Genomic DNA, 14,623 nt, shown 5'->3' on the forward strand with positions numbered 1-14,623 from the left:
CTTAAAATTAATTAACTGGGGGTTGGCCGCCACCGAAATGACTGTTCGTTGATTGCCCGCATGGTACAAAGTACGCCGTTGAGGTGGTCGTATTCATGTTGAATTAACTCCGAAAGAGGCCAGTCTGTAACCTCCCAGGCATGCGACTTCCACTGTTCGTCGCGGTAGGTAAGTGTCAGGCTGCAATGTCGCTGAACGCGCACCAATAGATTTGGGAAACTCATGCAATCGTCCCAGAGTTCGTTTTTCTCGTTGCTAACGGTTGCTAATTCGGGATTGATAATAACAATCGGGCGATCGATATTGAGGTAAATCAGCCGTTTCATAATGCCGAGTTGCGGAGCGGCAATACCACGCCCGAACTGATATTTCGCCCGAATTTCTTCCATGACGTTATGTAGATCGGCCACCCAACCTGCCACCAAAGGAAGCTCTGACTCTAGCACTGGCTCGCAGGTTTCGTACAGGCGGGGATCGCCTAAGAGTAGAAGGTCATCGAGGTGTTTCATCAGCAATCGATCTATAAAGGCTGTTTTTTCCTTCGTGACAATAAATAGATCAGGCAACTTACTCCAACTAAACTAATCAATACGTAAAGTCCATCCCGTAGCGTAGGTCTGAACGTTGACTTATCAACACGAACGGGAGGCTCGAACGTTAGTGCCTCTTCGGGAATAGGTTGATTAAGGATGGGTTGATACGTCAGACTCTTTTTTACAAATTGCTTACTCTTACTACTTGAATCGGCTTCGTCAACTCGACGTAACAGGAAGGTTTTCTGATCAATCCAGAGAAAAGGTACTTTATTTTTCCAATAAGCATTGGCAAGGTGACCGGTAAGCCGATAGCAGGGACTCTTATCCAGTATAGCTGTACCAATCAATTTCACATCTTGCAACGAGTCGATACCCCAGCCAGCGTCCGTAGGTTTAACTATAAGTAAGAAAGGAACTTTACGGGATGATGTGCCAGAAACGCCCGTGGCCATACCTAAAGCTGCAACCAATGAGGCTTCGTGGCTCGTTGAATCCCATATAGTCCACCATGCTTGTACATTAGCCCCCTGGCTCCAGATTACCATCTTTTCAAGCGGGGTATTAGGCGGCTTAGGCTGAACTTCATATTGAAAACGAAATCGGTTTGCTTGCCGATTATAAGCCGTCGTAAAGTCCTGGATAGTCGTAAATTTTGGCTTCGTCTGACCAAACTCGTAAAAATCGGTTTGTACACGCCCATGATCCTGATATGTATTCGCTTCGGCATAAACACGTAACATTCGCTCAAAAATCTGTTTTCCTGACGGGTCCTGGCTTTGTACAGAACCAATTCTCAGAAGAACAACACAACCCGTCATAAACCATTTTGTCAGGAAGAGCTTGTATTGGTTAGCCCCTGCTGTAAGCTGCGCTGATTTCATTTGAGACTATTTTTTAGAGAGTCAATCAACCTATCAATTTCATCTTCCGTATTAAAATAATGGGGCGATATCCTGAGGGTAGCCGAGAACATACCTTTTCGTTTAAAATCCAGAATAGCCGCTTCGTAAGGACTAATTGATGTATTAATGTGTTCCGCTAACAAGGCCGCTTGCAGTTCAGCAGCTGACATCTTCTCACTAAACAGAGTTATTATGCTTGATAACTGACTGCCTTCATCGAACAATTGCACACCCGGCAGCTCAGTAAGTCGAGTTCGGAGTATCGCGCAAAGTTGGTCATTTCGTTCGGCAATGGCTTCAATCCCCACAGCCAATGCATAGCGATTAGCTTCGACAGCACCTAAAACGAGTGCGTGCGGGAACTCCCAATCTTCGAAGCGTTTGGCCGTTGGCTCCAGTTGATACGTATCAGCCGACTCCCAGGAAGCACCATGAAGGTCGACAAAAAGGGGCGCCATGTTGGCAACCAAAACCTTGTCTGAGACATACAAAAAGCCCATTCCACGTGGCCCCCGTAGAAACTTCCGGCAAGTGGCAGTCAGGAAATCACAATGAATCTGACTCACATCAACGGGTAATTGCCCTACTGACTGACAGGCATCAACCAGGTACAATACATCGTATTCGCGGCAAATCTGCCCAATCGCTTCGACAGGTTGGACTAAACCCGAGTTTGTTGGCACGTGAGTAACAGCAACTAAGCGCGGGCGAAGCGCCTTAATTTTATCGGCCATATCAGCAACCGAAACCCCACCCGTTGGCTCATCTGCCGCCCGAACGATCTCAATACCAAACCGCTTTCGTAACGATAAAAACGCAATCTGGTTGGAGACGTAATCATTCGTTGTGGTCAGAATAATATCACCTCGCTGAAACGGTATAGACGATAACGCACGGGCATATGCATCTGTAGCATTGGCAGTTGCCGCGATGTGATTCGCAGTGGTGTTCAGCAAATCAGCCGTTGAGGCATAAAAATCCTGAATGGCTTCTTTACGGATCGCAGCAGCTTCATAACCGCCAATCTGAGCTTCTAATGCAATGTGCTGGGTTATCGCGTCGACAACCGGCTTTGGCATCAGGGCTGCTCCGGCATTGTTAAAATGGGCAACATGCTGAACGCCTGGCGTATCGGCGCGGAGGGAAAGAAGGTCGAGCATCAGAAAATTAAGCTAGTTAGCGTAAATCAGACCGGATTTGCTTCAGTAAGGCTTGCCAGTCGAAGAGTCACAGCCCGCTTGTGTGCGTCCAGCGATTCGGCTTCGGCCATGGCTTCAACCACTGGGCCTACGTTCTGCAACCCCTCTGGTGTAATGTGCTGAATCGTAATTTTCTTAACAAAGCTATCCAGCGATACACCACTATAAGCTCGTGCAAACCCATTGGTGGGCAACGTATGATTAGTGCCTGACGCATAATCGCCCGCTGATTCTGGCGTATAATTTCCGAGGAAAATAGAACCCGCATTAATGATCTGCTCGGCTACCTCTTCAGCATTTTCGATACTCAGAATCAAGTGCTCGGCAGCGTAGTCATTCAACAGATCAATAGCATCAGCTTGATTATCAAGCAAAATCATCTTACTATTTTCCAATGCTTTAGCAGCCATATCCTGCCGGGGAAGTCGGCTTAGTTGTGTGCCTAGTGTTAGATTAACACTGTTAAGTAGCTTTTTACTGGTTGAAACCAGCAACACCTGACTGTCGGCCCCATGTTCAGCCTGCGACAACAAATCGGCAGCAACAAACGATGGAATCGCCGAGTCATCAGCATACACAGCAACCTCACTTGGGCCAGCAGGCATATCAATAGCCATGCCTTCCTTCGCTACCAGCATCTTGGCAGCGGTCACGTATTGGTTACCCGGCCCGAAAATTTTATAGACCTGCGGCACCGACTCCGTGCCATAGGCCATAGCGGCAATAGCTTGCGCCCCTCCAATGCGAAATACTTTTGTTACGCCAACTAATTTGGCTGCAAAGTATATGGCCGGGTGATTGCTCGGTGTACAAAGTACTACCTCACGACAGCCTGCCAGTTGCGCAGGAATACCCAGCATCAATACCGTACTGAAAAGTGGAGCCGTCCCTCCCGGAATGTACAGTCCAACCTTTTCGATACCTACGCTTTTACGCCAGCACATAACACCCGGCATCGTTTCAACTTTCTCAATCGGCTGTTTCTGCCGCTCATGAAACAGGCGAATGTTCTGGTATGCTTGCCGAATGGCCGCTTTCAGTTCATCACTCAGCTGGCTTTCGGCTGCGTCAAGTTCATCAGAACTAACCTGTAGTTGGCTACTATCCAGATCTATCTTATCAAATTTCTTCGCCAGTTCAACCAGGGCAGAATCGCCCCCAGCTCGAACTTGTGCCAATATGGGTGCTACCGCAGTTTCAATCTGCTGCGTTGACTGCACAGGCCGAGCCAACAAAGCAGGCCATTCAGCGCGGTCAGGAAAGGGAATGATATTCATGAATGATGTTGTAAGTAAACAAGTTGTAAGTTGTAAGTTGAGAATACAGCTATCAATACCATAGTTATAACTTACTCACTTACAACTTACAACTTGTTTAATAGATCATTTTCTCAATTGGAATAACCAGTATACCTTCCGCACCGGCGGCTCGGATGGCTTCAATATTTTCCCAGAATTCATTTTCGTTCAGCACCGAATGAACTGAACTCCAGCCTTCAGTAGCTAGTGGCGTTACGGTCGGGCTTTTCATGCCGGGTAGTAAAGCTGTTATCTGATCGAGGGCATGATTCGGCGCATTCAACACAATGTATTTATTGTTTTTAGCCGCCTGAACCGATTTGATTCGAAACAGGAGTTTGTCGACTAACGACTGCTTGTCGGCATCCAGTTCAGGGCGGGCAATGAGAATGGCTTCGGATCGAAAAATCGTTTCAACCTCTTTCAAGCCGTTGCTCAACAGCGTACTTCCAGAACTGACAATATCGCAAACGGCTTCGGCAAGACCGATGCTTGGTGCAATTTCAACCGATCCACTAATCTCATGAATCTCAGCCTGCACGCCCTGCTCAGCTAAGTATTTCCCTAATAAATTCGGGTAAGAAGTGGCGATATTTTTACCGTCCAGATGTTGAATACCCGTCCAGTCAACACCGCGCGGAACAGCAATGGACAGGCGGCATTTGGAAAAGCCCAGTTTATGAATAGTTGTCACAGGGCGGCCTGTTTCAACGGCTACATTTTCGCCGACGATGCCTAAATCGGCCACGCCATCTTCAACGTAACCAGGAATATCGTCGTCGCGCAGGAACAGGAATTCAGCGGGGAAGTTCGACGAAATGGACTTGAGTTTACCGGTGCCGTAATCGAATCGGATACCACATTCTTTGAAAAGCTGGTATGAATCTTCGCTTAACCGACCGTTTTTTTGCAGGGCAATGCGTAATACAGAAGACATTAACTGAGGTATGATATAGGATGTATGATAGCGTCCATACACTACGTACTTTATTGATTTTCAACACAAAGTCATTTTTAGCCTGTAAGGCAAACAATGATCTATGGAATCAGGGGGCAAAAGTACAGGAAAATGGACAGGTTTTGATGTTTTGACGGAGCAACACTTGGTCGCACGGGCTTAGCAGCCGCGATGGTGGCGACGATGTCGGAAGGGAGAATGTGTGGCCCGTTGGGAAATCATAGGGCAAAGGTAAAGAAGAATTGAGGACTTTCGCAAAAAGCCGTGGCGCGGCTTGTATGAAGGCCATTGAAAGTTTGGCACAACTTCTTACAGTATGTGTAAAAGCGTTGGAGCCTATAAGCATAACCATTCCAGCGAACCTTCCGTATCTTTGTCTATGCTTTTAGAACAGAATCAACAGACAACAATAGAATCTACAATCGCCACCCTACCCGTTATGGAAGCCTTTTACACGCTTCAGGGCGAAGGCGCACATACAGGTCGGGCTGCTTACTTTATCCGGCTTGGTGGTTGCGATGTAGGCTGCTTCTGGTGCGATGTAAAAGAATCCTGGGACGTCAATGCGCACCCTAAATTATCGATTCAATCCATTGTTGATGGCGCTCTGGAATATCCAGGACGAATGGCTGTCATCACCGGTGGAGAACCACTCATGCACGATCTCACCGAATTAACAGTCGCTTTACAAAAGGCGGGTTTCCAGACCAATATTGAAACGTCGGGCGTGTGTAAAGCCGTGACAGGTTCATGGGACTGGATTTGCTTTTCACCAAAGAAATTTAAAGCCCCTAACCCCGACATTTACAATAAAGCGAACGAGCTGAAAGTTATTATCTACAACCAATCTGACTTTGCTTTCGCAGAGTCGTTTGTGCCGCATTTACGCCCCGATTGCAGGCTCTTTTTGCAAACCGAATGGGGACGTTCCAATGAAATGCTACCACGCATCGTTGAGTATGTAAAAGATCACCCGCAATGGCAAATTTCGTTGCAGACACACAAGTATATGGACATCCCGTAAAGGGGCGTGGAGCGTGGAGCATGGAGTATGGCTCACTAAAGAAATTCAGGTTGTTTACCCTGCTCCCAGCCCCTTGCACCCTGCTTATTACCCTGCTCCTTGCACCCTGCTCTCTGCTCTTTGCTCAAACTCCCAAAGCCCAGGAACTCTACGCCCAATCCATTAAATTATTTGGCGAACGGAAAGCAGACGAAGCCATTCCGTTTATGGAGCAGGCTATAAAACAGGACCCTAATTTTACGGATGCCTACCTCAAGCTCGGGCAGCTCTACGAGTTTACTAAACGCTACGACCCTGCTCTGGCCGTCTATCGCAATGCCATAAAACTACAACCCGACAGTCCGGCATCGGGAGCGGCCTACCAGTCGCTGAGTAACACACTACTTCGGTTAGGCCGGTACAGTGAAGCCCTGCCCTATCTCGAAAAATACCAGACGATGTTTGCCCCTCAATCGGCCCAGGCGAAGCGAATTGCCCGGCAGATTGAAACGGCACGCTTTGCGCAGGAGGCAATACAACATCCACAGGCCGTCGATCCCAAACCCCTATCATCAGTGCTTCAAACAACGCCTTCTCAGTATTTTCCGGTGCTAACTGCCGATGAGCAAACATTAGTATTTACGGCTCTGAAACCAGAAGGTGATGAAGACCTGATGACGGCCACGTTTAACGGCGAAATCTGGTCGCCACCAACCTCGTTAGCGAGTAGTATTAATACCCCCGAAAACGAAGGAACAGCCAGCTTGTCGGCAGATGGGCGTACGATTGTGTTTACAGCCTGCCAGGGTCGCAAAGGCTTCGGCAGTTGTGATTTATACATGAGTCACAAAACGGGTGACGACTGGTCGAGCCCTGAAAATTTGGGCACGCCCATCAATACCCGTTATTATGAATCGCAACCAGCCCTATCGGCAGATGGGCGTCAACTTTATTTTGTTTCAGACCGACCGGGAGGAAAAGGTCGTCGTGATATCTGGCGAAGCGAGCGGAATGCGACTGGCGACTGGAATGAACCCGTTAACTTAGGCGAGCCGGTCAATACACCTTTCAATGAAGCATCCCCTTTTATTCACCCGAATGGGCAAAGCCTGTTTTTTGCTTCAGAGGGCCATATCGGTATGGGTGGGTACGACCTGTTTGTAGCCGATAATAGCGCATCAGGCTGGTCGGCTCCTACGAACTTAGGCTATCCAATTAATACATCAGAAGATCAGGCATCTTTATTTGTATCGGCCAATGGCAAACGGGCCTATTATTCCTATGAAGAACAAAAAGATGGGGTTTCGCAAAAATCCCGGCTTTACACCTTCGATTTACCCGAATCATTACGGGAGCGGATTAAGCCAGTAACGTATTTGAAGGGTGTTGTGACCGATGCCAAAACCAAAAAGCCACTCAACGCCAGCCTTGAGTTAATTGATTTAAAGACGAATCAGGTCGTTTCACGTTTGCAAACCGATAGCCAGACAGGCCAATACACAGCTGTACTGCCCAGTGGAGGTGAATATGCGTTGTATGTGAGCCAGCCAGGGTATCTCTTCAAAAGCTTGTCGTTCGATTTGACGCAGAAAACAAAAGGGGATGGCATGTCACTAACAGTACCGTTAGAACCTGCAGTAGCTGGAACGTCTGCCAACGAAACATTGAATAATCTATTCTTTGAATCGGGCCGGTATGATCTCGCCGAAAAATCCAAAACTGAACTCGATCGATTGTCCGCTTTTTTGCAAGCCAACCCAACCCTCAAAGTTGAGATTTTGGGGCATACCGATGATAAAGGCGATGCTGCTACGAACCTGGCCCTCTCTCAAAAACGGGCACAAGCCGTTGTCACTTATCTTGCTAAAGCGGGTATTGAAGCAAGTCGTATACGAGCAGTTGGTTATGGCAAAACCCGCCCGCTCGTTCCAAATACGACTGATGAAAACCGGCAACTCAACCGACGCATTGAATGGAAACTCCTTTGATGGATGAGCTATGATTTAGCCTACACATGTGCAATAAATCCTAATTCGCCCATCGTAATTCGTAAATCCATTGCTGTTTGCGGGATTTTTTTCAATTTTGTGTACGTTGTCTCAATACCCTCGCTTTTTAGAGAACGGTATTTTAGTTACCAGGCAACTCATTCTCATTGCAATGACTCCCGAACACGTTAAGTGCTTAATTATAGGTTCCGGTCCAGCTGGTTATACGGCGGCCATTTATGCCTCACGGGCCAATATGAAACCCGTCCTGTACCAGGGCGAACAACCTGGTGGCCAGCTCACCATCACCAACGAAGTAGATAATTTTCCAGGCTACCCCAACGGCGTTAATGGTCCTCAAATGATGCAGGATCTGGAAGCACAGGCTCGTCGGTTTGGCACGGATATCCGATATGGGTTGGTAACGAAAGTTATCTTCGCAGAGCAACCTGGTCCAGGCAACCCACACCGGGCTATTGTTGACGATAAATACGAAATCACAGCAGATTCTGTAATTATTTCAACTGGTGCATCGGCTAAATGGCTTGGATTACCCTCCGAAATGCGGTTGAATGGCCGAGGTGTATCGGCTTGTGCCGTCTGTGATGGCTTCTTTTTCAGAGGTCAGGATGTGGCTATTGTAGGAGCGGGTGATACAGCCGCCGAGGAAGCCAGCTACTTAGCTAATCTGTGCCGAAAAGTGTATATGCTGGTCCGTCGTGATGAAATGCGGGCTTCGCATTTCATGCAACAGCGCGTTAAATCGGCTCACAACATCGAAATTCTTTATAACTCAGCTACCGAAGAGGTATTGGGTGACGAAGATGTGTCGGGTGTGCTGGTAAAAAATACGGTAACCGGCGAAGAGCGTATTTTAGACGTAACAGGTTTTTTTGTGGCCATTGGCCATAAACCTAATACAGATATTTTCCGGGAGTTTCTTGATCTGGATGACAACGGTTACATTCTGACTGAGAAGGGAAGCACTCGAACCAATATACCCGGTGTATTTGCCTGCGGAGACGCACAGGATAACATCTATCGTCAAGCTGTTACAGCAGCCGGTACAGGCTGTATGGCTGCTCTTGACGCAGAGCGTTATTTAGTCACGCTGGAAATGCAGGGTGAAGAGATTGTTCATTAACAAAACTAGTTGTAAGCTGTAAGTTGCCAGGTTGTTAAATCAAGCCATCACAATGGTTATGACTTCAACTTAGCAACTTACAGCTTACAACTCATCTATTTCCGATGAGAAGAACCGCTACACAGTGGCTATTGGCCATTGGGTGTTTGTGCTTGACCGTAACAGCACAGGCTCAGGAGCGCGGGCGATTTAAAAATAACCTGCGTATCACGCCAAAAAACGGAGCCAATCCGAATGCCCCAGTCGTTGAACAGCCGCAAAAAGCAGACGACCAGTTTGAACAGGAAACGACTCAATTGCGGTTTAATAACCAATTTGAACCGAAAAAGGAATTAAATCCGGTTGTCAGCGAAGACACCAGCCAGCTCGATCAGGGCGAAACCAGTGTAGTCGAAGTAATTGATTCGGTACTTGTTGGCAACGAATGGGTGAAAATTGCCGATTACTACGCCGTTTGGGATTCCCGCACCATTGATCCGTATAATATCAATCCACTCGAATTTGACGAAACGATTGATATTAAATTGTATGATCCGCCTGCCAACCGCTACTGGTCAGCCCCATTGAGCGAAGGTAAAATGACGTCTAACTTTGGGTTTCGCTGGGGGCGCTGGCACACAGGTACCGACCTCGATCTTGAAACGGGTACACCAATCTATACAGCTTTCGATGGAATTGTGCGCGTTGTAGGATGGGACGGAAATGGTTATGGCCGCTTTGTACTGGTTCGTCATTATAACGGCCTGGAAACGCTTTATGGCCATATGTCAAAGCAAACCGTTGAACAAGGTCAGCTCGTTAAAGCGGGTGACCAGTTGGGGTTAGGTGGTAGTACAGGGCGTAGTTCTGGACCTCACTTACATTTTGAAACACGCTATGAAGGCAACCCATTTAGCCCCCTCAACATCTTCTCATTCCCAGAAAACACGATTAATTCCGACCACTTTCTGTTAACAGGTTCTGTTTGGGATTACTTACGGGGAGGTCGTTCATCGTCATCAGAATCCAGTTCGCGACCACGCTTCAAACGAACCGTATTGCACAAGGTTCGGTCAGGCGAAACTCTGAGTTCTATTGCCGAGCGCTACGGCATGTCGTTATCAACATTAAAGCGCAAAAATCACATATCCGGCTCACGGCTTCGGCCCGGACAAAAAATACGTGTGCATTAGGTAACGTATTGCATTTTCGCAAATAAACGCTACCTTTGCACCCTCATTTCCAATTTCATACACAACACATGTACGCAATCGTAGAGATCGCAGGGCAGCAATTCAAGATCCAGAAAGGTCGCACCATCTATACCCACCGGTTAGAGGGCGATGTGGACGCTGCACTTGCCTCCGACAAGGTGAAAGTTCTCCTTGTTGACAACGAAGGGAGCATTAGCATCGGTGCTCCGACCGTCGCTGGAGCGTCGGTATCCGCTAAAATCGTCGAACACCTGAAAGGCGAGAAAGTTATCGTCTTCAAGAAGAAACGTCGGAAAGGTTACAAAAAGAAAAATGGCCACCGTCAGTATCTGACGAAGGTCCTGATCGAAGACATCACTCTATAAAGTCATAAGTTTGTAAGTTGTACGTTATAAGTGTCTGACTTCGGTTTTCACTTACTACTTACTCACTTACTACTTGCTAACTCCTTCAGAAAAAATGGCACACAAGAAAGGTGTAGGTAGTTCCAAAAACGGCCGTGATTCACACAGCAAACGCCTGGGTGTAAAACTATTCGGCGGTCAGTCGGCTATTGCTGGCAATATCATTGTCCGCCAACGCGGTACAAAACACCATCCCGGCAAAAACGTCGGTTTAGGTAAAGATTATACGCTGTTCGCTCTGGTAGCGGGTACTGTGAAATTCCGTCCAGGCCGCGATAGCCGCTCGTACGTGGATATCATCCCAGCAGGACCATCGGCTGTTGAAACAGCTCCTGTTGCTGAAGCAGCAGCTTAATTATACTATAAACCTGTAAGGTTTTTTATAGAAACCCGTTTAACAATCGTTGAACGGGTTTTTTCGTATATAAAAACTAAAAAAACAGGCGGACTGTTACCTCTGTACTAATACCGGCTCCTGTGCCAGTAAACTGAAACTTTCCTAACAATGAATTCTACGTTAAACCGTCCCGTATCCATTTTTACGGAAGGAAGCCCCAACCCGAACTCCATGAAGTTCGTGGTTAACTTTGAGCTTGTACCTACCGGCCTTTCATTTGACTACGCAACGCCGGGCGACGCCCTCCTCGAAGGGAAAGCTTCCCCTCTGGCTGTAGCTCTATTCGGCTTTGAATTTGTGCGCCGGGTATTTATTTCGGGCAATTTCGTGACCGTTACGAAAGATGATGAAACCGATTGGGACGAAGTTTTATTTGAGATCAAACTCTTCCTTAAAGACTATTTTGGCGACCAGAAACCCGTGTTTGCTCAGCGGACAATGGATGTCAATAGCACTAAACTCGATATGGACTCCGAAACGGTACAGAAAATAAAGGCTGTACTGGATCAATATATCAAACCAGCTGTTGAATCGGATGGTGGAGCCATTAATTTCTACTCTTTCGATGAACCGAGTGGCACCGTAAAAGTCTTACTACAAGGTTCGTGTAGCGGTTGCCCTTCCTCTACCCTTACGCTGAAAGCTGGTATAGAAAATCTACTAACTCGTCTGGTTCCAGAAGTAAAACTTGTTGAAGCAGAAGGCGTATAATCAGCCCAAGACACTTACCTAAAGTGCGTTCGACTGATGGTTTATAATTGACAAAAGCGCTATTGAGTCATAATCAATAGCGCTTTTTATTTTCGAATAGATCAACGTCGAAAAGTCGGGCATTTAACGACCGACGGCGGAATCAGATAATGAATTGAGATCTGGGTCAGTATATAATAATCATTACCGGGTAACCCACGCCTAACTTCGCTGGGTACTGTATATAAAGTAGACAAGGCTTTAGTCCGGTCATCGCCTGTACGAGCGGCAATAGGTTCGGCGCGTCGGTCAGAAAAGGTAGTCGAGAGCCCGTTGGGTAAGTCGCCCGGATTTGGATAAAATCCACTTACGTCGTCGAGATAATCCGTGAATGTATAGCGAAAGCTGAGTTCAGCTGCCAGATTCAAACTTTCTGTAAGTTGCCAGCGCATTCCTACTCCAACCGGTATTGCAACCGTAAGTAGTGAATAGGGTTTAGCGTAACCAGGCTTCCCTTGCCCTTCGGTGCCTAATGGTTGTAAAGCTACCCAATCCCCTAACGAGCCATCTGCATTAACAGGCATACGCGCTTTCGGATTATGCGCCACCAAAGCGACACCCAGCGTTAAATAAGGCGTAAAAGCTGGGCGTTGGTTAGGCCGACGGCCTTCAGGATTAAATTGATATATACCACTCAAAGCCAACTCTTTGAGGTCATTCCGAAAGTGAAGGTTCCGCTGAAATTGTGCCGGATGCACATTCGGTTCATCTTTATTAAAGGTGTAATCATCGCCAGCCAATCGTATTACAGTAAATGACGCCCGCCCGGAAAAACGGGGGCTGAAATGACGGGTAAAACTCCCTCCAAGGTTCCAGCGAGGTAGTAATGAAAAGCTTTGAAATGCTTGATTAGGGGGAGACAGTTCGCCCAAATAGAACGACGAACCGCCCCCCAGGCCCACTTCAGAAAACGGAATAAATTGTGAATTTCCACGACGTTGTGCTTGTGCATCGATTAGGCAAAAAAGCGCCATGTAGACCATAGCCAGTAACAATTTCATATATATACAATTCGGTAGGTTTCAAAATAACGTAAAATAGATCTTTATAATGATAAAGTTTGGAAGATTTTGTTGCTATGATGATTCTATATTCAACAAGTACTATCATTGTTCAAACGATAGAAAGCTATGATTTAGGATGACCAGGCAGGAACTTTCTACTGGCCAAATCTTAGTATGTTTTTATTTACCGTTATTTCGTCTACGAAAAATACAAGTATTGACACAGCTCATTTAGGGCGACTAAGTGCCTTTATTTTTACCATTCACTCAAAATAAATCTGTCGTTATCTAACCCTGGCGTCGGATTTGCGTTTCTTTTGTAGAACTCGTTTCCATTCACTTATTCACTGCATGAAGTATTTGCTTAGTTTGGGGCTGTTTTTGCTAACAGCGATAGTAGGTTTTACCCAGAACCTTCTTGGTATTTCAACTAGTCGCTATGGTGGAACGAACCGGCTTTACATCAATCCCGCTTTAGCCGCCGACTCTCCCTCCAAATTTTATCTAAACGTTTTTACGGGTAATGGGCATGTTGATAATAATTATGTTCGATACCAGGCTCCATTCTCCTTACTCAGACTGATTACAGGCACTGTACCTGCCCAATATAAAAATGCCAGTGGCTCGATTAAATTTGAGCAGGCCTATACCGAGGAAATGCTAAATGGCAAAGCCAAAAACGGAACGGTTTGGGGGGAAATACGTGGTCCTTCACTTCTAATGAAAACTGGCGAACGGGGAGCATTTGCTATAACGACCCGGTTTCGGGGTGTTGCACAGGTGTTTGGGGCTTCAGAGCCGTTGCTATCAGCCCTTCGGGCCAGTTTAAATGATGGAGCCTTGTATAGCATTCCCAGCAACGATAATAAACTCAATGCCAACACGAACACTTATGCCGAATTGGGCCTGACCTATGCCGGAACTATCCTGGAAGGTGATGGCCGTAAGCTCTTGCTGGGAGCTACTGCAAAGTTTTTACTGGGGTACAATGCTCAGCAACTCATTAATCGGGGAATGAATTATCGAATTGTTCAGGACCCTGTCAATGTAAACAGCGCCTATCTGGAAGTAAATAAATTAGATGCAACCCTTGCCTACACAACCTATCTTCAGAACCGAAGCCTGACCCCCTCCACTTTATTTAGTTCGTCGGTACCCGGTCGTGGATTCGGCTTCGATATCGGTCTGACGTATATTGATCAATACGATACAGATAGCCCAGCCTTACAATTGGGTATAGCCCTTACCGACATTGGTGGCTTGACCTATAAGGGTCAATCGTATACCTATACGGACATTGGTACTAATCCGGTCAATTTCCGAAGTAGTGATTTCAATAACCTCAACGGCACCAGTTCCATTATCGAGGTTATTCAGGATAAGTTAAACACGGGTCGAACGCCCGACAAAAATACGTTTAGAGCGGGTTTACCAACCTCCCTAAACCTGACAGCCGACTATCAACTGCCTGGTGGTTTTGGTATAAACCTGACCTATTTACAGGATGTTCGGGCCGTACAGGCAGCCGCCATTCATCAGCCATCGATAGTGGCAATTACTCCGCGATATGATGCTCGCTGGCTCAGCTTAGCGGTGCCTGTGGCTTATTTAAATGGGGGATTGACCGCAGGTGCTTCCATTCGGGTGGGACCGGGTTGGCTAGGTACAGATAACTTTCTTGGTCTGCTTGGCACAAAATCCAACGGCATCCAACCCCGTGGATTAGACATCTATGCTGGCTTAGCATTTGGTATTGGACGAGTGGAAGAAGAGTGAAGTAGGTGAAGTAGGTGAAGTGAGTCTATTAAGTATAGTGAGTTGGACTTACTACACCTACTCCACCACTT

At 46.9% G+C, this 14,623-nt stretch carries 14 protein-coding genes; 8 read left to right on the forward strand and 6 right to left on the reverse strand.

What is annotated here, in order from left to right; genetic code table 11:
* Window positions 1-11: 11 nt before the first annotated feature.
* From GO755_RS26255 to hisG, 5 genes are all read right to left on the reverse strand, one after another.
* On the reverse strand, window positions 12-509 hold the full coding sequence (locus GO755_RS26255) for a peptide deformylase (RefSeq protein ID WP_157588278.1): 498 nt from the start codon (window positions 507-509) through the stop codon (window positions 12-14).
* A gap of 11 nt (window positions 510-520) precedes the next feature.
* On the reverse strand, window positions 521-1,417 hold the full coding sequence (locus GO755_RS26260; protein WP_157588279.1) for a hypothetical protein: 897 nt from the start codon (window positions 1,415-1,417) through the stop codon (window positions 521-523).
* Window positions 1,414-2,598 carry an aminotransferase class V-fold PLP-dependent enzyme gene (locus GO755_RS26265; protein WP_157588280.1) on the reverse strand — a complete coding sequence of 395 codons (1,185 nt, stop codon included), beginning with the start codon at window positions 2,596-2,598 and terminating at the stop codon, window positions 1,414-1,416. Before GO755_RS26265 ends, GO755_RS26260 begins: the two co-directional genes overlap by 4 nt.
* Before the next feature lie 26 nt (window positions 2,599-2,624).
* Complete coding sequence (hisD, locus tag GO755_RS26270; RefSeq protein WP_157588281.1) at window positions 2,625-3,914, reverse strand: histidinol dehydrogenase; 1,290 nt, start codon at window positions 3,912-3,914, stop codon at window positions 2,625-2,627.
* 97 nt (window positions 3,915-4,011) lie between these two features.
* Window positions 4,012-4,872 carry an ATP phosphoribosyltransferase gene (hisG, locus tag GO755_RS26275; protein ID WP_157588282.1) on the reverse strand — a complete coding sequence of 287 codons (861 nt, stop codon included), beginning with the start codon at window positions 4,870-4,872 and terminating at the stop codon, window positions 4,012-4,014.
* Between the two features lie 400 nt (window positions 4,873-5,272).
* Here hisG and GO755_RS26280 point away from each other — a divergent pair, with 400 nt between their 5' ends.
* The 7 genes from GO755_RS26280 (at window position 5,273) to GO755_RS26310 (ending at window position 11,733) form a co-directional block, all read left to right on the forward strand.
* Window positions 5,273-5,917, forward strand: a complete 645-nt coding sequence (locus GO755_RS26280) for a 7-carboxy-7-deazaguanine synthase QueE (RefSeq protein ID WP_157588283.1) — start codon at window positions 5,273-5,275, stop codon at window positions 5,915-5,917.
* Entirely contained in the window at window positions 5,872-7,884 is a 2,013-nt protein-coding gene (locus GO755_RS26285; protein WP_157588284.1) for an OmpA family protein, read from the forward strand. The genes GO755_RS26280 and GO755_RS26285 overlap by 46 nt, the downstream gene beginning before the upstream one ends.
* Before the next feature lie 172 nt (window positions 7,885-8,056).
* The gene (gene trxB / locus GO755_RS26290; protein ID WP_157588285.1) at window positions 8,057-9,028 is read left to right on the forward strand and encodes a thioredoxin-disulfide reductase; all 972 of its coding nucleotides are present in this window, start codon (window positions 8,057-8,059) and stop codon (window positions 9,026-9,028) included.
* 104 nt (window positions 9,029-9,132) lie between these two features.
* The gene (locus tag GO755_RS26295; RefSeq protein WP_157588286.1) at window positions 9,133-10,200 is read left to right on the forward strand and encodes a peptidoglycan DD-metalloendopeptidase family protein; all 1,068 of its coding nucleotides are present in this window, start codon (window positions 9,133-9,135) and stop codon (window positions 10,198-10,200) included.
* A 68-nt stretch (window positions 10,201-10,268) separates the two neighbouring features.
* Complete coding sequence (gene rplU / locus GO755_RS26300; RefSeq protein ID WP_157588287.1) at window positions 10,269-10,586, forward strand: 50S ribosomal protein L21; 318 nt, start codon at window positions 10,269-10,271, stop codon at window positions 10,584-10,586.
* Between the two features lie 94 nt (window positions 10,587-10,680).
* Window positions 10,681-10,980, forward strand: a complete 300-nt coding sequence (gene rpmA / locus GO755_RS26305; protein ID WP_157588288.1) for a 50S ribosomal protein L27 — start codon at window positions 10,681-10,683, stop codon at window positions 10,978-10,980.
* Between the two features lie 150 nt (window positions 10,981-11,130).
* Window positions 11,131-11,733, forward strand: coding sequence for a NifU family protein (locus GO755_RS26310; protein ID WP_157588289.1), 603 nt, complete (start codon window positions 11,131-11,133; stop codon window positions 11,731-11,733).
* A 101-nt stretch (window positions 11,734-11,834) separates the two neighbouring features.
* Here the strand turns inward: GO755_RS26310 and GO755_RS26315 are convergent, their stop codons facing one another.
* Window positions 11,835-12,773: a DUF6089 family protein gene (locus tag GO755_RS26315; protein ID WP_157588290.1), complete on the reverse strand. Its 939-nt coding sequence runs from the start codon at window positions 12,771-12,773 to the stop codon at window positions 11,835-11,837.
* 354 nt (window positions 12,774-13,127) lie between these two features.
* Here GO755_RS26315 and GO755_RS26320 point away from each other — a divergent pair, with 354 nt between their 5' ends.
* Window positions 13,128-14,552, forward strand: coding sequence for a DUF5723 family protein (locus tag GO755_RS26320; RefSeq protein ID WP_157588291.1), 1,425 nt, complete (start codon window positions 13,128-13,130; stop codon window positions 14,550-14,552).
* Window positions 14,553-14,623: the final 71 nt, after the last annotated feature.

The organism is Spirosoma arboris (genome assembly GCF_009754945.1).
GTDB classification, from domain to species: domain Bacteria; phylum Bacteroidota; class Bacteroidia; order Cytophagales; family Spirosomataceae; genus Spirosoma; species Spirosoma arboris.